The sequence below is a fragment of the Pseudomonas sp. FG35 genome (assembly GCF_057809295.1).
The window spans coordinates 17,161-40,898 of the sequence record NZ_JBMDJR010000006.1; the positions used below are offsets into that span (position 1 = coordinate 17,161).

Below are 23,738 nucleotides of genomic sequence, written 5' to 3' on the forward strand. Positions count from 1 at the left end.
TTTCGCTTGACGCTAATCGCCGCTGTCGTAGACTCCGAGCATCCGTCAGGGAGTAACGGTTATGCGGCGTTTTCGTGGTTGGGTTGTCGGATTGACCTTTGTAACGTGTGCAGTTCAGGCTCAAACGCCCGCGCCAGACGATCCGCTGCTGGATAACGGCGGGGCGGCGAATGCGTCGGCCAGCAGTGAAGCGCGCGGGGTGTTGCGGGCGCGGGATCAGGCGACGCTGGCCAGCGAGTTGTCCGGGCGAATCGTCGAGTTGCCGTTCAGCGAGGGCGAGTCGTTCAAGAAGGGCGATACCCTGGCGCGGTTCGACTGTTCGGCCTATCAGGCCCAGTTGAATGCCGCGCAGGCCGCCAGCCGTGGCGCCGGTGAAGAGCTGGCGCACAACCGGCAATTGGCGGCGCTCAATTCCGTCGGGCGTTTCGAAGTGGCCCGGGCCGAGGCCAAGGTCAGCGAAACCCAGGCGCAATCTCAGGTTTATCAAGTCCAGGTCAAACGTTGCAGCGTGGTCGCGCCGTTCGATGGGCAAGTGGTGGAACGCAAGGTGCAGCGTTATGAAAGCGTGCCGGCCGGTGCGCCGCTGCTCGATGTGGTCGACAACCGCACCCTGGAAATCCATCTGTTGGTGCCGTCGCGCTGGATGGCCAGGCTCAAGCCCGGTCAGTCGTTCAGCTTCGTGCCCGATGAAACCGGTCAGCCGATCGACGCCACGGTCAAGCGCCTCGGTGCGCGGATCGATGAAGGCAGCCAGACGCTGTTGTTGGTAGCAACACTCCCCGAAGCCAAAGGCTTGCTCGCCGGCATGAGCGGCACCGCGCATTTTCCGGAGCTTAAGTGAACGCCCCGGTGAGCGGCGCCGCCGAGCAGGTGTTCGCGCGGTTTCTCGATCTCGAACGGCAGACCCGCGCCGCTCATGATATTTCGCAACTGGCCTACAGCCTGGTCAATGACGGTCAGTCGCTGTTCGGTTTTCGCCATGCGGCGCTGTTGATCGCCGGCAAGGTGCAGGCGGTGACCGGGGTCAGCGCAGTGGAGCCGAATGCGCCGTTCGTGGCATTCGTCGAGCAGGCCGTGGCGCAGTTGTTCAAGCAGGATGTGCTGAAACAGGCGCGGGTGATCACGCCGGAAATGGTCGGTGAATCGATTCAGGCCGACTGGCGCAGTCTGTCGGCCATGCAAGTGTTCTGGCTGCCGTTGATCGACCGTCAGGATCAGGTGTTCGGCGGTTTGTGGCTGGCCCGTGATCTGCCGTGGAACCCTTCCGAACAAGTGCTGCTGTCGCAGCTGGGCGACACCTACAGCCATGCCTGGCTGGCGTTGCAACCACGCAAGCCGTGGCGCTTGCGCTGGACCCGCAAACGTCAGGTGGCGCTGGTCGCCGTGTTGTTGCTCGGGCTGTTGATCCCGGTGCGCCAGTCGGTGCTGGCGCCCGCCGAAGTGGTGCCTCAGGGCGGGCGGGTTGTCGCCGCACCGCTGGACGGGGTGATCGCCGAGTTTCTGGTCAAACCCAACCAGAGTGTGAAAACCGGCGACCTGTTGCTGCGTTTTGAAAGCACGACGCTGAAGGCTCAGGCCGATGTCGCCGAGCGTGCACTCGGAGTTGCCGAAGCGGAACTCAAAGCCAATTCCCAGCGCTCGTTCGTTGATGCCGAATCCAGCTCCCGGGTCGATCTGCTGGCCGCCCGCGCCGAACAGAAACGCGCCGAACGCGACTACGCTCGCGAACTGCTCAACCGCAGCGAAGTACGCGCTGAGCGCGACGGCATTGCGGTGTTCGCCGATGCCGAGCGCTGGACCGGCAAACCAGTGCAGACCGGCGAACGGCTGATGGAAATCGCCGACCCGAGCCAGGCCGAACTGCGCATCGAACTAGCCGTGGGCGACGCGATCTCGCTGGAGCCGGGCGCCGAAGTCGCGCTGTTTCTCGACAGCGACCCGTTGCAACGCCACCTCGCCACCCTCGAGCGTTCCGCTTACGAGGCACAGCCCACCGCCGGCGGCCAGTTGGCCTATCGGCTGGACGCCAATTTCGCCGACGCCCCGCCGCGTATCGGCCTGCGCGGCACCGCAAAAATTTTCGGCGAGCGTGCGCCGCTGGCACTGTACCTGCTGCGGCGTCCGCTCGCCGGACTGCGCCAGAGCGTAGGTCTGTAAATGACCCTGCCGAACCTGCGTGCCGACCTGCAATTGTCGCCCGCGGCGCCGGCATTGGACGGTTCGCCGCGCTGGACCCTGGCCGACCCGGTGCGCGGGCGCTACTTCAAGCTTGGCGCGGCGGCGATGCGCCTGTTGCGTCACTGGTCGCTGGGCGATCCCGAACAAGTGCTGCGCGCTGCCAATCGTGAACCGGGTTTGCCGCTGGACGGCGTCGAGCTGGAGCAACTGCTGACGTTCCTGCGCGGGCATGACCTGATCAGCGCCCTCGACGATCAGCAACGCGCCAGTTACTCACTCAAGGCCCTCGCGCAACGCCAGAGCCTGTGGACAATCCTGCTGCATCAATACCTGTTTTTCCGCATTCCGCTGTGGCGGCCGGATGCCTTTCTCAATCGGGCGTGGCCGTGGCTGGAGCGCTTTGGGCCAAGGGTTTTGCGCTACGGTCTGCCGGCGACCCTGGCGCTCGGGGTGTTTCTGGTGTCGCGGGACTGGCAGCGGTTTGTCGGCACCTTTCCGCATCTGTTCAGCCTCGGTGGCGCGATCGCGTTCGGCATCTCGCTGTTTTTTGCCAAGCTCTGTCACGAATTCGGTCATGCATTCATGGCCAAGCGCGCCGGGTGTCGGGTGCAAAGCATGGGCGTGGCGTTCATGGTCTTGCTGCCGATGTTCTACACCGATGTCAGCGATGCCTGGCGGGTCAATGATCGACGCGCGCGACTGCTGATCGGTGCCGGCGGGGTGCTGGCGGAGTTGCTGTTGGCGAGCATCGCGCTGCTGGTCTGGTCGTTCCTGCCGGACGGGCCCGGTCGCACGGCGGCGTTCATGCTCGCCAGCGCGACCTGGATCACCACGCTGGTGGTCAATCTCAACCCGTTCATGCGATTTGATGGCTACTTTCTGCTCAGCGATTTGTGGGAGGTCGACAACCTTCAGGGCCGCGCCTTTGCCTTTTGCCGCTGGCGCCTGCGTGAGTTCTTGTTCGGCTATGGCGCGCCGGCGCCGGAGCCTTGGTCGCCGACGATGCAGCGGCGTTTGCTGATCTGGGGGTATGGCTCGTGGTTATGGCGTGCGGCGTTGTTTTTCGGGATCGCGCTGGCGGTCTATCACCTGTTCTTCAAGGTGTTGGGGATCTTCCTGATGCTGGTCGAGCTGGTGTGGTTCATCTTCCTGCCAATCATGAGTGAGTGGCGCCAGTGGTGGAGCCGCCGCGAACAGGCTCACGGCCCTCGCGTGGTGCTCAGCAGCCTGGCGGTACTCGGCCTGTTGCTGGTGCTGATCGTGCCGTGGCGCAGCTCGGTCGAATTGCCGACGATGCTCGAGGGCGGTCGCGCCAGTGCCTTGCACGCGCCGACGGCGGCGCGGGTCAAAGCCGTGAGGGTGGCGGATGGTCAGACCGTGGCTCAGGGCGACGTGCTGATCGAATTGGAATCGCCGGACCTCGATTCGCGGCAGGCCATCGTCCGCCGGGAAATCCGCATTCAGCAATTGCTGATGCGCCGTCAGGCCGGCCGCAGTGAAACCGCTGCCGACGCGGGTATCGTCGAGCAGCGTCTCGCCGAAGCGGTGGCGGAATATCGCGGCCTGACCGCCCAACGCGAACGTCTGCTGTTACGCGCGCCCCACGCCGGCACCGTGCGTGATCTGCTGCCGAACCTGACGCCGGGCCGCTGGCTGTCGAGCAAGGATGCGCTGGCGCGGGTGGTCGAAGAGGGCACGCGACTGCGCGGTTATCTGGCCGAGGCCGAACTGTGGCGAGTCAAGCCCGGCGCCACCGGGCGGTTTATCGCCGACGACCCGATGCATGCCGCCATCGCGGTGCAACTCAATGAAATCGACACCAACGGTGTGGCCTATGTCGATCAGGAAGCGCTGACTTCCGATCACCACGGGCCGATTGCCGTGCGCCGCGATCAACAGCAACGAGCGGAACCGGTGCAGGCGCAATATGGCGTGCGTTTGACTACGCTGGATCAGGCAGCGACCCCGGTGCAACCGCTGCGCGGCGTGGTGGTGTTGCAAGGCAGTGGCGAGTCGGTGCTCGGCGTGGCCTGGCGCCGGATGGCGGCGCTGGGGGTCAGGGAAAGCGGTTTCTAGGGAGCGTGAAGATGACGGAAAACCTGGCGGCGGACGGACTGGTGGTGCGGCCTTCGCGGGCGTCGGACGGGCCGTTTCTGCAAAGCTTGTATCAATCGGCGCGCCCGGATCTGCAATGGATCGATGGCGAGCAGGAACAGGTGCAGCAAATCGTCGCCCAGCAATTTCAGGTGCAGGAGCAGGGCATGGGGGAAAACCATCCCAACGCCATGCACTACATCGTGGAAAAACTCGGCACGGCCATCGGTGCACTCAGCACTGATTTCGGCGTCAATGAAATCCGCGTGTTGTACCTCGCCTTCATTCCCCAGGCCCGAGGCAAGGGCTACGGGCGAACCGTGCTGCAAGGCGTGCAAAAAGCCGCGCAGCAAGTGCGCTGCCCGGTGGCGACGGTGGTCTGGGCCAACAACTCCCATGCGCGCCAGCACTACCTGGCGCTGGGGTTTGCGGTGGAGGAGCGCAACCCGGCGGCGGAGCGGCTGGTGTGGTATCCACAGGCTTGAGTCAGATGATCGAGTCAATGTCGAAAGTGTGGGGCGCGCCGATTCTGTGACCGTAGAGCGTTACCAGCAGCGGGTCATCCTCGGCGGCTTCCGGTGCCATGGCCAGTTGTTCCGTTGCGAGGTTTTCCGGATGCAGCTGCCAGCGCGGCAGGCTTTCGGCCAGGCGTTCCGGTTGTTCTGCCAGCGATCCATAAACATCCGTGGTCGTCAGGCGCCGGTGCCGCAGACTGGCCAGCCGTTCGCGGGTCGTGCGGATGTTCTCGATTTCATGATTGAGCGCTTCGACGATGTTTTTCCGGCTGCGCACATAGCTGTCCGGCCGTCCCGGCAAATTGCTGCGCTGGCGGCGCAACTGATCGGTGATGCGCTGCAGCGCTGTCTCAACCAGCGCGAATTCTCGCTCGGTAACCAGCGTGCGGTTTGACTCCTGTGCCTCCTGCCAACGCCGCAACACCGCCCAGCACGCCGGGATGTAGGCCCCGGTCATCGAATGGTGCCCGGCGTCGAAGATCTGCTTGAGCAACGTCGGCCGATCCGGCAGGCCGTGCCGCTGCCGGATCGCCACATCACAGGCTGCGTGCTGGGTGATGGTGTCGCAGCCCGGCTCCCAGAGGATTGACGACACCTGCTGGCGGCCGAACTCCACCGGCATGGCGTGTCGCAAACGGCCGTGGTGGTCGTAGGCTTCCCCGGTCCAGTTGGTGATGCCCGCGACGAACACCGACAGACCGAGCGGGACATTCACGAAGGTCAGCGCTGCCCCGGTGCCGTAGATATCGGCCTTGGTGTTCATCCAGCTGCCGGGCACGCTGGGCACCGGGTCGTTGTGGTTGACCATGCGGTGATGCACGAGATCGGCTGCGCCCTTGACGAAATCCGCGTCGCCGGCGCGGGGGGCGCCGTAGGTGTAGAGCTGGATTTTGTAGCCCTCAGGCCTACGGCGGAGCATTTCGGCCAGCAGCAGCGTGATTGCGCCACCGAGGCTGTGGCCGCAGATCAGGAGTGTTTGGCCGGTGTAGAACTTTTCCAGGTATTTGACGGCGAAGTCATAGGTTTTTTTCGCGGCTTCGTAAAAGCCTCGGTGTACTTGGCCGGCGCCTTCCTCAAATGGAACTTGAAGGGCATCGGCATCGCGCAAACCGTCGGCGACGATCTCGGCGGTGCCGCGAACGGCGATCAGGATCAGTTCGTCGTTGTGGGTGATGAAGGCTTGGGTGTCTGTACTGTCTTTACTACCGATGTCGTCGAGGAAGTGAACGCTGGCCGGGTGCTCAGGATCACGTTCTGGCGTATGTCTGTTGACTGCATAGAGGCTCGGGTCAAACGGGATGATTTCCAACCTTGCGGAATACGGAACATTTTCGTAGAGCGGGTAATAGGCTTTGGTCTGGGCGCTGTCGACTTTCCACAGTTCTTCCCCCTTGGGCAGTGCATCGCCGAACCAGTTGCCGACGCTGGGTTGCAGCGGGAACTTAACGGATCTGGATTCGACGGAAGGGACTTTGGGTTTCTGGCCGAAAGGGCAGTAACTCAGGGTTGCCATCAATGCGAGCTGGTACAGGTTGAGTGCACAGAATGCCGGAGCTGTGGATAACATCGGACGCAACGCACGTAGCGGTCGCACTTCCAGAATGGTGTGACGTTGCGGCATCAGGGCGACCCCGAGTTTGCCGTGTTCGCGCATGATGGCTGCGCACCCGGAATCGAGGGGGTAATCGCGATAAACCTCCGGTGGAAGGTGGGAGGCATGTCTGACCAGGTGACGGACTTCGACTTGAAAGTAATCCCCACCGTCTGCGATTTCGGGGCGTTCCCGCGTACGAGTGGCATTAGGGTCCAGGTAATGGGTTGCTTCGGCGCGAACCTGAAGCTCGGTGATTTTCAGAGGGTAATGTGGTCTGCCTTGCAAATATGAGTAGAGCTTTTCCTTGCCTTCGTATGCTTGATCAAACAGCAGCGTTACTGGTCCCGCAAAGTGATTATTCACTTTGCCCTTGCCCGCTTCGTCCAAGCGGCCTGTGTACTTATGGCCTTCCGAGTCGGTAACGATGTAAGCCAACCCGGCATAGGGTTCACCCGAACAGAACTCGTCGATGAGTTGGAAACTTGTCCATCTTCCACCTGCAGGACATGTCAGCATGCGACTGCCCAACGGAGATTGCAGATCCTTTTCAAATGACGTCATGGCGAAATCTCCTTATTCCGTGCAACCTGGATAAATGGTGCAGACTTGGCCATCCGGCATGGTGAAAGTGCTGAAGTCGGTGTAGTTGCCGTAACAAAAGCCATACTGATCCTCAAAGTTGTCACCCATGCACCGTTTCCAGCCATTTCGAATTTTTACCCAGGTATCCCTGATGGCCGGTTGCTCCTCCGCTGCCAATTTGATCTTCATCTTTATGGTTTTACCCGGTAGTTGGTCGAGCCCATAAGCAGAATAAGTCTTTCCTTTCCCACGCTCTCCTTGGGCATCAGATGTCTTGCAATCAAGGATCTTGACGATGCGGCGTTGTGCGCCAGCTGTCCGGAACCACCATTCACATTGACCGTAAAAAGTACTTTCACCTGCCTCATTGAAAGTGCCTTTGTACTGCTCCTCTATATCGTTCCCTAAAAAGACCATGCCTTCGTCACCCCCAAAATCTCCCCGTGCTTTGTAGTAACTCGCGTTGATCTCCAGCGCGATCCTGCTGATTACCAACGGACACCCCTTAACAATCTTGCGAATCGTGATCTCGGCATCAGGCTTGTAGTCCGTGCGCCACTTGCTGTTGAACACCGGCGCAAGGTTGTCGCGTTTGTGGAGGGTGCAGGACTGACCTTTCTCGGGTACGTAATGAACCGCTGCGACGTAGGCAAACCCCGGTGGTAGATCGGCTGTTAATTTGAAGGTGTTGGGCGGTTCGGTCTTACAGCTTGCGATCAAGACAAGGCAGCAGCCCAAAGTTGCACCACGCTGCGTGAGTCTGGTTTTCAGGGCAGTCTGCGCTGGTGAATGCAGATCCTTTTCCAATGACTTCATGGCGAAATCTCCTTATTCCGTGCAACCCGGATAAATGGTGCAGACTTGGCCATCCGGCATGGTGAAAGTGCTGAAGTCGGTGTAGTTGCCGTAACAGAAGGCGTATTGATCCTCAAAGTTGTCGCCCATGCAGCGTTTCCAGCCGTTAGTGACCTTGACCCAGGTGTCCTTGATGGCCGGTCGCTCGTCCGCTGCCAAGGTGATCTTCATCCTCACCGTTTTGCCCGGCAGTTGATCAGGGTTAAAAGCCCCGAAGGTCTTCCCGTAGGCACGTGCTCCTTGGGCATCGACCGTTCTGCAATCCAGGATTTTTCTTAGAATTCGCGGTTTGCCCGAGGTGCGAAACCACCACTCGCACTGACCGTGGAAGGTGCTTTGACCGGCCTCGTTGAATACGCCTTTGAACTGCTCCTCCAGATCATCGCGGATGAAAACCATGGCTTCGTCACCACTGAAGTCGCCCCGTGTTTTGCCATAGCTCGAGTTGATCTCCAGCTCGATTCGCCTCACGACCAACGGACACCCCTTAACAATCTTGCGAATCGTGATCTCGGCATCCGGCTTGTAGTCCGTCCGCCACTTGCTGTTGAACACCGGGGCAAGGTTGTCGCGTCTGTCGAGGGTGCAGGTCTGACCTTTCTCGGGTACGTAATAAACCGCTGCGACGTAGGCAAACCCCGGTGGTAGATCGGCTGTGAATTTGAAGGTGTTGGGCGGTTTGCCCTGGCAGCCCCCCAGTGCCGCGAAGGCGCTGATCAGGACGATGCTCTTGAGCTGAATCTTCATGAAGGTATCTCCCCGCTCCAGCTCGTCGAAAGCGGGTAAACCCGATCAAAGTGTTCATCCGGCGTTTCGTCCGGTCGGGGTTGCCAGTGAGGCACGAGGGTCGGGGTGTGCAGGCTCTGGATCAGCAGAAATTCCAGCCGCTCCGGCGCCAGCCAGCCCCAGGCCTGGGCCTGAGCCAGTCGCTCACGTAGCCAGATGTGCGGATCCTGCGTGCACGCCAATCCGGCGTAGGCCTGCACATGCTCGGCCAGCAGAAAGCGGTGGGCGTTGGCCAGCCGGATTTCCATGGCTTGCTCGTCGGGCATCGGCAGGTGCAGCCAGGGCGGCGAGTCCGGCAGCGGGTAAGTGCCGGGCGCAGGGTTGTCAGTGCTCTGCCAGTGCGAACCCTGCCAGTAACACACACTGATCGCCGGCCCGAGATACGCCGGTAGCGCCTCGGGCGGCAGATGCTCCAGTGCTCGGGCCAGTACCCGGTTGTCGTGAAAGCGGTACAGCGCCTGATGCGGACGGGTGCCGACGAGCAGCCGCTCCTGCCAGTGCCTGACCCATGCGTTCAGTTCGCCCTGGCACAGGCTGGCGAGCCAGCCCCAATGGCTGTCGGGCCTGTCGAGCAGGGCGTCGAGGCGACGGTCGTCGGGCTGGTCGAAGGTGAACAGGAACGGGCCGGTGTCCGCCAGTTCGGCGACCACGGTTTCACCGTAGACGCTGGCGTACTGCTCGTAACGGCTGCTCTTCAGCCAGCGCTGGCGCATGTCGCGTTCGTTCTGCGAGTCGAGCACCAGGCACAGGAGACGATCGGCATGGTGCTGTTCAAACAGCCAGCGTTGTACAACCGAGTCGGTCATGCAGCGGCCTCCGCAATGGCGCACTCGCCCGCGCGGCAGGCTTCGCAGATCGGGCAGAAATCCGCGCCCAGGCTTTTGCTCGCGGCCATCAATGCCTGTTGTGAGGGCGCCACCAGTGGCGGCAAGGGCGCGGGCGCCGACAAGTCTTCAATGCCTTCGGGCTGCAACAATCGGGCGCGCAGGAACGGTATGGGCACGCCGCCGATCAGCAGGTCGCTGCTCCCGAAAAGACCGCCGTGATCGAGCACGAAATGCTCGCCACCGACTTTCAGGCTGATGCTCTTTCCAGCCTCCAGCACCAAATGATCCCCGGCACTGAAACAGAGCTGCCGCCCGACTTCCATCGTCAGTGATTGCCCGATCCGGGTGTGACTGCTGTCGCTGACGTGCAGATGATCGCTGGCCTTGAGATGGGTCTTGCGATGACCGGTGAGGGTGCGGTGTTCTTCTGCGTGCAGCACGCTGACGCTGTTGCCACGGATGCTTTCCCGACGTTCGTTGCCGACCTCCAGGTGACTGTCGTGCTCGATCTTCTGCTGCAGATCACGCTGGGCGCGCAGATAGATCAGCTCCTGACCGGCGCGGTCTTCGATCATCAGCTCATTGAAGCCATTGCTGTCGGGCGTGCTGCGGGACCGGAACACGCTGCGGGTCTTGTGCGCCGGCAATTCATAGGGCACCGGGTTGGCGCTGTTGGCCAGGCAACCGCTGATCACTGGATGGTCGGGATCACCATTGAGAAACGTCACCAGCACCTCCATGCCCACGCGCGGAATGATCACGCTGCCATGGGCGTTGCCGGCCCAGTTCGTGGTGGTCCGCAACCAGCAACTGCTCTTGTCGTTGTGCCGGCCTTCGCGGTCCCAGAAAAACTGCACCTTGACCCGGCCATACGCGTCGCAATGGATATCTTCGCCTTCCGGGCCGGTAACCACGGCGGTCTGGGTACTGCCGATGGAAGGTTTGCCGTAGCGCAACGGCGGGCGAAAGATCGCATCCCACGGTGTGGCTTCGAAATGGTTGCGGTAGCCCTGGATGAAGTCGCCGTCATTCTTCACGACGATGTCGCTGCCGTTTTCTTCGAGCACTTGAGGTTGTTTGCCTTCGTGCTCGATTTCGGTGAGCAGCCAAAGGTCATTCAATGCGGGGTCGGGGTGCTCTGACAGCGACAGGAAATGCCCCGACACCAGCGCCGGTTCGTCGCTGTCGCCGTGGGCCACGCGCTCATCGCTGCGATGACGTTCCAGGATTCGTCGGGCCAGCAGTTTGCCGTGCTCCCGGTCGATGATTCGTCCTGGATAGGCGTAATCCTCCAGATCAGTCTGGCGGTTTTCGTTCAGCATCCGGGCATCTGATTCCAGCACGATGCGCGCCTTTTTGAAGTCGTAGGCGCGCCGACTGGTGCGATGGGTGCGGGTATTGAGCCCGCTTTCGAAACGGTGGATCACCGGCCCGTCGGCTACCATTGCATTACGCGGTTTGAACGGCGTTGGCCGAGCGAGCCTGGGAAACACGGTCTGGTCGTCCCCGAACACCAGCAGGTGCCTGTCGAGGCTGTGCCGGAAGTGGTAATGCAGGCCGTCTTCCTGGCACAGGCGCTGGATGAAGTGCAGATCGGATTCGTTGTACTGCACGCAATACTCACGATCCGGCAATGGCTGACCGATCCGGAACAGATAGCAATCTGCGTGAATGCCATGTTCCGCAAGGATCTGCCCGATGATCCGGGCCACGCTGAGATTCTGAAAGATCCGCTGATTGAAACGATGACCCAGGTTCGCCAGCCATGGCGCCAGGGTGAGGTGGTATTGCGTCAACCGGTGCCCGATTTTGCCCCGGCCAATATGCTGGATCTGTCCATGAACGCCATGCCCGTTGTCATCGAAGGCCAGAAAGGCCTGCCGCTGCATGAGGTCTGGAAGATCGATGTCCGGTCTCGGGCTGACCAGTCTGACGTTAAAGGAGTAGGGCTGGCTGATGGATTCGGTGCCGGTGAAGGACAGCACCTGCAGGTCGTGTTTAAAGGCGTCGCTGATGAGGCGCAAACGAGCATTGGCATTGAACATCCGTTGTTCCTTGTCCTGTGACAGATTCGGAACAACGCTAACAAGATGACCCGCGAATTTATGTCGGACGTTTCCCAAGTCCTTCGGTTTAAAAGCCTGGATTACAACGTCTGAAACCGCACCCTACGGAATCGCCCTACAAGATTTGCAGAGTGGCAAATCAGTTGAAGGAGATGCAGAAATACCCCAATTGCGGATCCCGCCCCATCGCCGGCACCCGCGATACGAAAATGTCCTCCACCCGGCCGAGTTCCGGCAAGTCCAGCGCGCATAAGCCGTCGACGAAGTCGGTCGGCACCAGGCTGTTGAATTCGAGGCAGAAGGGCATGCGTTCGCTGTAGCGGGTTTTCGCCGCGGGGACCTCATCCAGGTGATCGATCCGAATCGGCAATGCCGTGCCATCGGGCAGGTGCAGCGTGCGTTGCTGTCCGAGCAACGGCTGGACGTGTTGAATCTGAACCGCTTGCAGCATGGTCTGACTCCAGTGAAAAAAGAACGGCCGGGGGCCGTGAAGCCCCCGGCGTTTGCTCAGTTGCGTGACGGGAACAGGCCGTTCAGGGCAACGCTGAAGTTGAGGACCAGGGCCGGGTTCAGGATCGGCAATGGCTGACTGCCGCCGGTGGAGGAAATGTCCCCGGTGACGGTGGTGGTCACACCCTTGAGCGGTACCGGTGTGGCACCTTGGGCGTCGGAATAGATATTCGCCGAACCAGGGCCGCCGCCGGACGCGCCGATGTACGAATTGGTGGCGGTGGGCACAGTCGCCGGATTGCTGGCGGGTACTGCCAGCGAAAGGGCCGTGTTGGCCGTCAGGCCGGTCATGGCGTGGGTGTGATTGGGCATGTTGGCGATGGTGGCGGTGACGTTTTCGGTGCCGTACACCTGACCGATGACGCGCGGTGTCAGGCCCAGTCCGGTGCCTTGTGCGACAGGCACGCGACCTTGCAGGTTGGGCAGTTGAAAGTTGGTCGTGCCATTGCCGCCGTAGTAAGTGCCCAGCAAGGCGAACAGCGCCTGGTATTGCGAGATGCCCAGGATTTGCCCGTTGCACAAGGCCCAGCCACTCGGGGCGAAGTTGAAGGCAAACGGTTGAATCGTACCCATAAAGACTTCCATGGTTCCTCATCCTTCTGTTGTGTGGTCGGCGCGCCGCGCGGTCGCCCTTGTTGTCGGGCCGGTCGAAACGTTGTGCTGACTCCTTCCTTTTGCGCGGGCAGGTCACGCCACGCCGTAGCGTAGACCCGGATCGACGGACTTGCCGGACGTCGTCACGGCCGCGCATCGACTTCGGCGCTGGCCTACAGTGTTCGCAGTCAATGACGCAAATCGAGTTCGCAAAAAACGCTGAGGGGAGGTTGATGGAGGTCCTTCGCGAGACGCCGCTGGGGGATACCCAGGACCCGTTCGCTGCACCGAATGCCGGTGTCCGGCGCCTGTTGCGCTGGGCGCGCGAGCACTGGTTGATACCGATCCTGCTGCTGGCCACGGCGGTGCGCTTTTATGATCTGACCGCTGCCGCGATCTGGGGCGATGAAGGTTCGAGCCTGCTGCTGGCGCGCTATTCGCCGGGCGTGATCTGGACGCATGCCGCGTTCGATGTGCATCCGCCGCTGTACTTCATGTTGCTGCACGGCTGGATCGGGTTGTTCGGCGACGGCCTCTTGGCCATTCGCAGTTTCAGTGCGCTGGCCGGCATCGCCACGGTCGGACTCGGCGTGAGCCTGGTCGACCGGCTGGCCACTCGCCGCGCGGCGATCATCGCCGGGGTGTTGCTGGCGCTGTTGCCGACGGCGGTACGCTACAGCCAGGAAGTGCGCATGTACGCGTTGCTTGGCTTGCTCCTGATCGGTGCGACGCTGGTGCTGGTCAAGTGGATCCGGCGCCCGCAGCGTCACCGCTATCTGCTGATCTACGCGCTGCTGATGACGGCGGCGTTGTACACCCACTACTTCGCCGTGCTGGCGGCGCTGAGCCATTGGCTGTATCTGGGGCTGATCCGCCTGTTGCCGGGTTATCGCCTGAAGCATCTCCAGCGCAAGGACTGGTGGCTGGCCAATCTCGCCATCGTCGTGCTCTACCTGCCGTGGCTACCGAACCTGATCGACCTGCTGCAACACATGGACGCGCTCAAGGCCGGCGGCGATGTAGGCTGGGAAGATCCGGTGACCCTGTCTTCGCTGCCGTCGATGATCTGGCTCTGGTTGATTCAGGACGAGGGCGAACATCTCCCGTTGCTGCTGTTCGGCGGTGTGCCCCTGGCTTTGCTGGTGCTGGCGGGGGTCGCCGTTGCCCGTGATCGCAGCGTGAACCATGGCAGCGTGCTGCTGGCGGTCTACACCGGCATGCCGTTGTTGCTGGTGTTCGCCGTGTCTTTCATTACGCCGGTGTTCATCGAGCGTTACCTGACTGCCTACGCGCTGGGGCTGCCGATGCTGGCGGCGCTGGGCATCGACCGGCTCTGCAGCAGCGTGCGCGTGCTGGCGATGGCGGTGCTGCTGTCGCTGGTCGGGGTCGAGATGATCGGGGTGAACAACAACGCCACGGTCGACCGCAACGACCAGTTCAACGTCATGGTCGATTACGTCAACCGCCACTTCGCCAGCGGCGACCGCATCGTCACCAGCGACATGCTCTGGTACCTCAGTTACGTCTATTACAACCGCACTGAGGCTCAAGTCCGGCTGTTTACGCCGCCCACTGCCGAGGGACGCTCGACTCGCCCGAACCATTACGGTTTCGGCACGCTGGTGTCCGATGAGGTTTACCTTGATCGGTTGGGCGACCTGCCGAAGGACAGTGCCCGGGTCTGGTTGATCGGCGATCAGGACGTGGATGTACCCGATCCATTCCTGCCCTTGCCAGCGGCCTGGCACTTGCGGGATCAGGTGCAGGCGGGTGGTGCGAAAGCGCGACTTTTTTCGTTGCAGACGCCCAATGGAGCGGGAGAAAACTGACTTAAACGCTTCACCATTTTATTCGCGATAAATACGAAGTTTTTAAGTCCGTTTTGCTCTTTTCTGATATCAAAACACTACTAGTCGAATGGGTATTGTTGGATTACGCTCATCAGACAAAAGGACTTACAAATACGGTGAAGGGATTGCAGCAGTTCCACTTTATCTCCGGCTTGCCGCGCTCAGGTTCTACCCTCCTTTCTGCAATCCTCCTGCAGAACCCGCGTTTTCATGCCGGCATGACCAGTCCGGTCGGCGCGCTGTTCTCCGGTGTCCTTGAACAATGCAGTGCCGGCAGCGAATTCGGCGCGGTGATCGATACCGACATGCGCCGCCGCCTGTTGCGCGGCCTGTTCGATTCCTACTACGCCGACAAGGCCGACAAACCGGTGGTGTTCGACACCAACCGCCAGTGGTCTGCGCGACTGCCGGCCATCAACGATTTGTTCCCACAAGCCAAGGTCATCGCCTGTGTGCGCAACGTCGCCTGGGTGATGGACAGCCTCGAGCGGCTGTACCGCGCCAATCCTTTTGAAAACACCAAGCTGTTCGGCGATGCGGTCGAGCGCAACACCGTCTACAGCCGCTGCGAAACCCTGGCCCAGCGCAATCGCCTGGTGGGTTTTGCCTGGGCGGCGCTCAAGGAAGCCTATTACGGCGAGCACGCCGATTCGCTGTTGATCGTCGATTATGACCTGCTGACCCAGGCTCCGGAGCGGGTGCTGCGGCTGGTCTACGACTTCATCGGCGAACCCTGGTTCGAGCACGATTTCGAGCACCTGGCCTATGACGCGCCGGAGTTCGACCAGGCCTTGGGCGTGGCCGGCCTGCACAAGGTCAAACCCAAGGTCGCCCTGCAGTCGCGGCGCACGATCCTGCCGCCGGACCTGTTCAAGCAATACGCCGATCTGTCCTTCTGGCTCGATGGCTCAGCCAGCGCTGCCAATGTCATTCGTATGAAGTCCGACGCCGCGATCAGCTGATCGCGGCGTTTTTCATTGATGCGTCAACAACTGTGTTCGAGTCCGGGTGAGCAACATGTGGTGGAGCAAGCAGAAGTCGCGGGTTACCGAAGGCCAACGGACGCTGGCGGCGCCCATGATCATGTCGCTCGAACCGCGCATGCTGTTCGACGGCGCCGTCGCGGCCACCGTCGCCGACACCGCCGCCCAGGCTGACAGCCATGCCACCGCCGATGCCGCGAAAGCACCGGCCGCCGACCACCCGAGCGCCAGCAAGGACACCCATGGCCAGGCCGACGCCACGCCCGCTGCCAGCCCGGTCGCGGTGCCGGGGCAGAGCGTGGTGTTCGTCGATTCCCGGGTCAAGGATACCGACAGCCTGCTCAAGGGCGTGGCCCCCGGCACCCAAGTGGTCAAGCTCGATGCGGGCAAGGACGGTTTGCAGCAGATCGCCGATTACCTCGATCAGCATCAGGGCGTGAGCTCGGTGCAGATCATCGCCCACGGAAACGCCGGTGACCTGTGGCTGGGCAACAGTTATCTGTCGGCCGACAACGTCGCCCAGCGCAGCGCGATCCTGGCGGAAATCGGCAAGGACATGAACGTCGGCGGCGACATCCTGATCTACGGCTGCTACACCGCCGAAGGCGATCGTGGCCTGAGCTTCGTCGACTCGCTGGCGCAATTGACCGGCCGCGATGTGGCCGCTTCGAACAATCGCACCGGGGTGGGCGGCGACTGGGATCTGGAGATCGCCACCGGCAACATCGAAAGCGCCAACGTGCTGTCGACCCAGGCGATGAGCGAATACCAGTGGGGCCTGGCCACCTGGACCGCCACCAACAATGCCAACACCGGGGTCGGCTCGCTGCGCGCAGCGCTGGCGTCTGCGCAGAACGGCGACATCGTGACCTTCAGCTCCGGGATGACGGTGCAGCTCACCTCGGAATTGCTGATCAACAAGAACGTCACCGTCGATGGTGACCTGAACAACGACGGGGTTGCCGACGTCACGCTCGATGGCCAATACCGGACCCGAGTGGTGGAAATAACCTCCGGCAGCACGGTGACCCTGGATGGTCTGGTCATTACCCGTGGCCTGGTTTCGGGCAACGGCGGTAATGGCGGCTACGGCGCAACCGGCGCCATGGGCGGCGGGATCTTCAACGCCGGCATCCTGACCCTGAACAACGTCTCGGTCACCGGCAACGCGGCGGCCGGTGGCGGCGGTGGCGGTGGTGTCACCGGTGCGTTCTACGGCGGTGCCGGTGGTGGTGGCGGTGGTCTTGGCGGTCAGGGCGGTGGTCATGGCGGTACGGCCGGGCCGGGCACCGGTACGCTGGGCGGCCAGGCCGGCAGCGCTGGTGTCGGCGGCTACGGCGGTGGCTACGACGCGACGCACATGGGCGGGCGCGGCGGCTCGACCACTGGCGGCGCGGGCGGTGTGGGCGTGTCCTATTACAGCAACGGCGGCAATGGCGGCACGGCCAGCAACGGTACGATTTCCATCGGTGGCGGCGGTGGCGGCGCCGGTTGGGACAAGGTCGGCGGCGCCGGCGGCAATGCCGCCGGTGGCATTTACAACGCTTCCACCGGCACGCTGAAAATCGTCGGCACCTCGGTCATCAGCAACAACATCGGCGCGGGTGGCGGTGGCGGTGGTGGCAGTGGCCAGGGTAGCAATAACCTGAACGGCGGCGACGGCGGACGAGGTGTCGGCGCGATCTGGAACCAGGGCGGCACGGTACTGATCACCGCCGCCAACTTCAGCGCCATCAGCGGCAACGCGGCCGGCAGCGGCTCCGGTGGTGCAGAACTGGGTGGCGGCGTGACGGGCTCTGTACCGCTGGCCTTCGCGGCGATCTATAACAACGGCGGCACGCTCAACACCGCTTACGTAGAGCCGCCGACCGCGACCATCGTGATGGCCGACACGGCCCTGAAAATCGGCGAAACCTCGCTGGTGACCATTACCTTCAGCCGAGCGGTCACCGGCTTCACCAACGCCGACCTGACGATTGCCAACGGCACGCTGACAGCGGTCAGCAGCAGCGATGGCGGCCTGACCTGGACGGCGACCTTCACGCCGACCAACAACATCACCGACAGCACCAACCTGATCACCCTCGACAACACCGGGGTGACCGCGATCAACGACGGCGTGGCGGGTGTCGGTACGACCAACTCCGTCAACTACGCCATCGACACCGCGCGGCCGACCGTGACCATCGTGATGTCCGATACGGCGTTGAAGATCGGCGATACGTCGCTGGTGACTTTCACCTTCAGTGAAGCGGTGACCGGTTTCACCAACGCCGATCTGTCTATCGCCAACGGCACGTTGAGCGCAGTGAGCAGCAGCGACGGCGGCATCACCTGGACCGGAACGTTCACCCCGACCGCCAGCATCAGCGATACCACCAACCTGATTACCCTGGACAACACCGGTATCGCCGACCTTGCCGGTAACGCCGGCACCGGCACCACCGATTCGGTCAATTATGCGATCGATACCGTGCGGCCGACGGCAACCATTGTGGTGTCCGACACCAATCTGGCGGCCGGTGAAACCTCGCTGGTGACCATCACTTTCAGCGAAGCCGTCAGCGGTTTCACCACCGCCGACCTGACCGTGGCCAACGGCACCCTGAGCGGCCTGAGCAGCAGCGACGGCGGCATCACCTGGACCGTCACGCTCACGCCGACCAGCAACATTACCGACACCACCAACCTGATCACCCTGGACAACACCGGGGTCGTCGATCTGGCCGGCAACGCCGGCAGCGGCACCACCAATTCCAACAATTACGCGATTGACACCGCGCGTCCGACCGCGACCATCGTGGTGGCTGACAATAGCCTGCGGATCGGCGAAACCTCGCTGGTGACCATCACCTTCAGTGAGGCGATCACCGGGCTCACCAACGCCGACCTGACCATCGCCAACGGCACCTTGACGGCGGTCAGCAGCAGTGACGGCGGCATTACCTGGACGGCGACCTTCACGCCGACCGCCAGCATCACCGACGCGACCAACCTGATCACGCTGAACAATACCGGCATTGCAGACCTGAACGGCAACGCCGGCAGCGGCACCACCGACTCCAACAACTACGCCATCGATACCGTGCGCCCGACCGCGACCATCGTGGTGGCCGACAACAACCTGCGGATCGGTGAAACCTCGCTGGTGACCATCACCTTCAGCGAAGCGGTCAGCGGTTTCACCAACGCCGACCTGACGGTCGCCAATGGCACGTTGAGCGCGCTCAGCAGCAGCGATGGCGGCATCACCTGGACCGCGACGTTCACCCCGAGCGCCAGCGTCACCGACACCACCAACCTGATCACGCTGGACAATACCGGCATCGCCGACCTGGCGGGCAACGCTGGCAGTGGCACCACCGATTCCAACAACTACGCCATCGACACCCAGCGTCCGACCGCCACCATCGTGGTCGCCGACAGCAACCTCAGCGCCGGTGAAACCTCACTGGTGACCATCACCTTCAGCGAAGCGGTGACCGGCTTTACCAACGCCGACCTGACGGTTGCCAACGGTACGCTGACCGCCGTTAGCAGCAGCGACGGCGGCATCACCTGGACGGCCACCTTCACGCCGAACGTGGGTGTCAACGATGCGACCAACCTGATCACGCTGGCCAATACCGGCATCGCCGACCTTTCGGGCAACACCGGCAGCGGCACGACCAACTCCAACAACTACAGCATCGACACCGTGCTGCCGACCGCGACCATCGTCATTGCCGACAACGCGCTGAAAATCGGCGAGACCTCGCTGGTGACGATTACCTTCAGCGAGGCGGTGACCGGTTTCACCAACGCCGACCTGACCATCGCCAACGGCACGCTCAGCGCGGTCAGCAGCAGCGACGGCGGCATTACCTGGACGGCGACCTTCACGCCGACCACCAACATCACCGACGCCACCAACCTGATCACGCTGGACAACTCCGGCGTGCAGAACCTGTCAGGTAATGCCGGCAGCGGCACCACTGACTCGAACAATTACGCGATTGATACGGTCCGTCCGACTGCCACCATCGTGGTCGCCGACACGGCCCTTGGTATCGGTCAAACCACGCTGGTGACCATCACCTTCAGCGAGGCAGTGAGCGGATTCACCAACGCCGACCTGACCATCGCCAACGGCACGTTGAGCGCGGTGAGCAGCAGCGATGGCGGCATCACCTGGACCGCGACGTTCACGCCGAGCGCCAGCATCGCCGACACCACCAACCTGATTACCCTGGACAATACCGGCATCGCCGACCTGGCGGGCAACGCCGGCAGCGGTACCACCGATTCGAACAATTACGCGATCGATACGGTACGGCCGACCGCGACCATCGTGGTCGCCGACAGCAACCTCAGCGCCGGTGAAACCTCACTGGTGACCATCACCTTCAGTGAAGCGGTGACCGGCTTTACCAACGCTGACCTGACGATTGCCAACGGCACATTGAGCGCAGTGAGCAGCAGCGACGGCGGCATTACCTGGACGGCGACCTTCACGCCGACCGTGGGCATCCATGACGCCACCAATCTGATCACCCTGGCCAACACCGGCATCGCCGACCTGGCGGGCAACGCCGGCAGCGGCACGACCAACTCCAACAACTACAGCATCGACACTGTGCTGCCGACCGCGACCATCATCGTCGCCGACCCCAGTCTGAAGATCGGCGAAACCTCGCTGGTGACCATCACCTTCAGTGAGGCCGTGACCGGTTTCACCAACGCCGACCTGACCATCGCCAACGGCACGCTCAGCGCGGTCAGCAGCAGCGACGGCGGCATTACCTGGACGGCGACCTTCACGCCGACCACCAGCATCGCCGACGCGACAAACCTGATCACGCTGGACAACTCCGGCGTGCAGAACCTGTCGGGCAATGCCGGCAGCGGCACTACCGATTCGAACAATTACTCGATCGATACCGTGCGTCCGACCGCCACCATTGTGGTCGCCGACACCGCCCTGGGCGTCGGCCAGACTACGCTGGTGACCATCACCTTCAGCGAAGCGGTGACCGGTTTCACCAACGCTGACCTGACCATCGCCAACGGTACGTTGAGCGCTGTCAGCAGCAGCGACGGCGGCATCACCTGGACGGCAACTTTCACCCCGGCAGCGGGCATCACCGACACGACCAACCTGATCACGCTGGACAACACCGGCATCGCCGACCTGGCGGGCAACGCTGGCAGCGGCACCACCGACTCCAACAACTACGCGGTCGACAGTCAGCGTCCAACGGCGACCATCGTGCTCTCCGACAACACCCTCAGTGCTGGCGAAACCTCGCTGGTGACCATCACCTTCAGCGAGGCGGTGACCGGTTTCGACAATTCCGACCTGAGCGTCGCCAACGGCACCCTGAGCAACGTTTCGTCGAGCGACGGCGGCATCACCTGGACGGCCACCTTCACGCCGAACATCGGCGTCATCGACCTCACCAACCTGATCGTCCTGAACAACACCGGCATCACCGACCTGGCCGGCAACACCGGTACCGGCACCACCAACTCGCCGAACTACACCATCGACACTGTGCTGCCGACCGCGACCATCGTCATTGCCGACAACGCGCTGAAAATCGGCGAAACCTCGCTGGTGACCATCACCTTCAGTGAGGCCGTGACCGGTTTCACCAACGCCGACCTGACCATCGCCAACGGCACGCTCAGCGCGGTCAGCAGCAGCGACGGCGGCATTACCTGGACGGCCACGTTCACGCCGACCACCAACATCACCGACGCCACCAACCTGATCACGCTGGACAACACTGGCGTGCAGAACCTGTCGGGCAATGCCGGCAGCGGCACCACCGATTCGAACAACTATTCAATCGACACGGTGCGTCCGACCGCCACCATCGTGGTCGCCGACACAGCACTCGGCGTCGGCCAGACGAGCCTGGTGACCATCACCTTCAGCGAAGCCGTGACCGGTTTCACCAACGCCGACCTGACGATCGCCAACGGTACGCTGAGCGCGGTCAGCAGCAGCGACGGCGGCATCACCTGGACGGCGACGTTCACGCCGGCGGCGGGCATCACCGATACCACCAACCTGATCACCCTGGATAACACCGGCATCACCGACCTGGCAGGCAACGCCGGCAGCGGCACCACCGATTCCAACAACTATGCGGTCGACAGTCAGCGTCCGACGGCGACCATCGTCATGAGCGACATTGACCTGCGTCCCGGCGAAACCGCGCTGGTGACCATCACCTTCAGCGAGGCGGTGACCGGTTTCGACAACTCCGACCTGAGCGTCGCCAACGGCACCCTGAGCAATGTCTCGTCGAGCGACGGCGGCCTCACCTGGACGGCCACCTTCACGCCGAACATCGGTGTCAGCGACCTGACCAACCTGATTGTCCTGAACAACACCGGTACCACCGACCTGGCCGGCAACACCGGCACTGGCACCACCAACTCGGCCAATTACCAAGTGCAGACCCAGGTGCCGACTGCCACCATCGTGGTAGCCGACCCTGCGCTCAAGGCCGGGGAAACCTCGCTGGTGACCATCACTTTCAGCGAAGCGGTCAGTGGGTTCGACAACAGTGACCTGACCATCGCCAACGGCACGCTGAGCAACGTCAGCAGCAGTGACGGCGGCATCACCTGGACCGCGACGTTCACCCCGACTGCCAATGTCACTGACGCCACCAACCTGATCAGCCTGAACAATGCCGGAGTGACCAACGTCTCAGGCAACAGCGGTATCGGCACCACCGATTCCAACAACTTCGCCATCGACACCGCGCGGCCAACCGCCACCATTGTGGTTGCCGATAACCGCCTCGGTATCGGTGAAACCACCACCGTGACCTTCACCTTCAACGAAGCGGTGATCGGGTTCGATCTGGGGGACATCAGCGTCGCCAATGGTTCGTTGTCAAACCTGACCAGCAGCGACGGCGGCGTGACCTGGACCGCAACCTTCACGCCGACAGCCAACGTCAACGATCCGACCAACCTGATCCTGATCGACACTGGCGGCGTCCAGGACCTGGCCGGCAACCTCGGGGCGAGCATCGCCATCTCCAACAACTACATTCTCGACGCGACCCGGCCGACGGTGAACATCGTGGTCGCCAATCCGAATCTGGGCATCGGTCAGAGCACCACGGTGACCTTCACCTTCAGCGAGGCGGTGAGCAATTTCGACCTGTCCGACCTTAGCGTGACCAACGGTGACCTCAGCAACCTGACCAGCAGTGACGGCGGCAAGACCTGGACCGCGACTTTCACGCCGACCGCGAATGTCACCGACCCGAGCAACTTCATCGCGCTGGACACCAGCAACGTCACCGACCTTGCGGGCAACGCCGGCAGCACGGTGGCGGTGTCGAACAACTACGCCCTCGACAGCGAACGGCCGACCGCCACGGTGGTGATCGCCAATCCGAACCTGGGCGTCGGTCAGACTTCGCAGGTGACCATCACCTTCAACGAAGCGGTCAGCGGTTTCGACCTGTCGGACCTCAGCGTGGCCAACGGCACTCTGTCCAACCTGAGCAGCAGCGACGGTGGCAAGACCTGGACCGCGACCCTGACGCCGAACGCCAACGTCAACAGCGCCAGCAATGCGATCAGCATCAACACGGCCGGGGTCAGCGACCTGTCGGGCAACAGCGGCAGCAGCGTCAGCAGTTCCGGCAATTACGTGATCAACACGGTGCCTGTGCCTCCTGTGACACCGACTACTCCGTTGATCGTGGTGACACCGGATCCGGAGTTCCGCAGCAGCGATCCGGTCGCGCCGCCGCCACCGCCGAACGTTCCGCTGCAGCCGATCGTCTTCACCGCGCCCACTGGCGACCTCGGTTCACCGCTGACTTTCGCGCCGTTGTTCGAGCAACGGGTGATCGGCAACGGCATCCGTCCACTGGGGGATATTTTCATCAATCGCGGTGCGCTGAGCCCGAGCTTCATTGCCCAGGTGTTCACCAGCAGTGACAACGGCGGTGACGGCTCCGGTCATGGCTTCCTCGGGTTTGGCGGTGGCGATGGCGGGGTGTTTGGCAGCAGCACGCTGTCGAGTCTGTTCAATCAGGACAGCAGCGCCGAGCGTGATTCGCTGAATGCCTTCGGCAGCCAGTCGATCAAGGGCGGCGATATTTCCCAGGGCCTGCGCGGTGTGTTCGGCGCGCCGACCCTGGGCCAGCAACTGCAACAGATCAAGGACAGCGAGCAGCACCGGGTCGACAACCTGGCGGCGGCGCTGCAACAGGTCGGCATCAGCGAAATGCCGGCCTGACAACACACAACAACTCACATATGTGCGGGACCTAGGGGCGATCCAGG

General features: G+C 62.4%; 14 protein-coding genes. 7 read left to right on the forward strand and 7 right to left on the reverse strand.

What is annotated here, in order from left to right:
* The first annotated feature begins 61 nt into the window (after positions 1–61).
* The 4 genes from ACODTD_RS13470 to ACODTD_RS13485 are packed head-to-tail and all read left to right on the forward strand — an operon-like array spanning position 62 to position 4,757.
* Positions 62–841, forward strand: a complete 780-nt coding sequence (locus ACODTD_RS13470) for an efflux RND transporter periplasmic adaptor subunit (RefSeq protein WP_108558988.1) — start codon at positions 62–64, stop codon at positions 839–841.
* Positions 838–2,157 carry an efflux RND transporter periplasmic adaptor subunit gene (locus ACODTD_RS13475; protein WP_221615586.1) on the forward strand — a complete coding sequence of 440 codons (1,320 nt, stop codon included), beginning with the start codon at positions 838–840 and terminating at the stop codon, positions 2,155–2,157. The genes ACODTD_RS13470 and ACODTD_RS13475 overlap by 4 nt, the downstream gene beginning before the upstream one ends.
* A complete protein-coding gene (locus ACODTD_RS13480; RefSeq protein WP_489104921.1) occupies positions 2,158–4,254 on the forward strand; it encodes a site-2 protease family protein in 2,097 nt (698 codons plus the stop codon).
* An 11-nt stretch (positions 4,255–4,265) separates the two neighbouring features.
* The gene (locus ACODTD_RS13485) at positions 4,266–4,757 is read left to right on the forward strand and encodes a GNAT family N-acetyltransferase (RefSeq protein WP_489104922.1); all 492 of its coding nucleotides are present in this window, start codon (positions 4,266–4,268) and stop codon (positions 4,755–4,757) included.
* Between the two features lies 1 nt (position 4,758).
* Here the strand turns inward: ACODTD_RS13485 and ACODTD_RS13490 are convergent, their stop codons facing one another.
* From ACODTD_RS13490 to ACODTD_RS13520, 7 genes are all read right to left on the reverse strand, one after another.
* Positions 4,759–6,942 (reverse strand): lipase family protein, encoded by a 2,184-nt coding sequence (locus tag ACODTD_RS13490; RefSeq protein ID WP_489104923.1) that lies wholly within the window; start codon positions 6,940–6,942, stop codon positions 4,759–4,761.
* Between the two features lie 12 nt (positions 6,943–6,954).
* Entirely contained in the window at positions 6,955–7,779 is an 825-nt protein-coding gene (locus ACODTD_RS13495) for a hypothetical protein (RefSeq protein ID WP_285357560.1), read from the reverse strand.
* A gap of 12 nt (positions 7,780–7,791) precedes the next feature.
* Positions 7,792–8,565, reverse strand: coding sequence for a hypothetical protein (locus ACODTD_RS13500; protein ID WP_489104924.1), 774 nt, complete (start codon positions 8,563–8,565; stop codon positions 7,792–7,794).
* Positions 8,562–9,410, reverse strand: a complete 849-nt coding sequence (locus ACODTD_RS13505; protein WP_285357556.1) for a DUF4123 domain-containing protein — start codon at positions 9,408–9,410, stop codon at positions 8,562–8,564. The genes ACODTD_RS13500 and ACODTD_RS13505 overlap by 4 nt, the downstream gene beginning before the upstream one ends.
* Positions 9,407–11,476, reverse strand: a complete 2,070-nt coding sequence (locus ACODTD_RS13510; RefSeq protein ID WP_489104925.1) for a type VI secretion system Vgr family protein — start codon at positions 11,474–11,476, stop codon at positions 9,407–9,409. The genes ACODTD_RS13505 and ACODTD_RS13510 overlap by 4 nt, the downstream gene beginning before the upstream one ends.
* A gap of 160 nt (positions 11,477–11,636) precedes the next feature.
* Positions 11,637–11,948, reverse strand: coding sequence for a DUF6916 family protein (locus ACODTD_RS13515; protein WP_489104926.1), 312 nt, complete (start codon positions 11,946–11,948; stop codon positions 11,637–11,639).
* 56 nt (positions 11,949–12,004) lie between these two features.
* The gene (locus tag ACODTD_RS13520; RefSeq protein ID WP_064382667.1) at positions 12,005–12,592 is read right to left on the reverse strand and encodes a phage tail protein; all 588 of its coding nucleotides are present in this window, start codon (positions 12,590–12,592) and stop codon (positions 12,005–12,007) included.
* A gap of 242 nt (positions 12,593–12,834) precedes the next feature.
* On the opposite strand from ACODTD_RS13520, the gene ACODTD_RS13525 reads away from it, so the two are divergent.
* The 3 genes from ACODTD_RS13525 to ACODTD_RS13535 all read left to right on the forward strand — a co-directional run bounded on the left by ACODTD_RS13525 (position 12,835) and on the right by ACODTD_RS13535 (position 23,691).
* Positions 12,835–14,430, forward strand: a complete 1,596-nt coding sequence (locus ACODTD_RS13525; protein WP_285357551.1) for a glycosyltransferase family 39 protein — start codon at positions 12,835–12,837, stop codon at positions 14,428–14,430.
* Positions 14,431–14,567: 137 nt separating this feature from the next.
* Complete coding sequence (locus tag ACODTD_RS13530) at positions 14,568–15,413, forward strand: sulfotransferase family protein (RefSeq protein ID WP_011331872.1); 846 nt, start codon at positions 14,568–14,570, stop codon at positions 15,411–15,413.
* 55 nt (positions 15,414–15,468) lie between these two features.
* The gene (locus tag ACODTD_RS13535; protein ID WP_489104927.1) at positions 15,469–23,691 is read left to right on the forward strand and encodes an Ig-like domain-containing protein; all 8,223 of its coding nucleotides are present in this window, start codon (positions 15,469–15,471) and stop codon (positions 23,689–23,691) included.
* Positions 23,692–23,738: the final 47 nt, after the last annotated feature.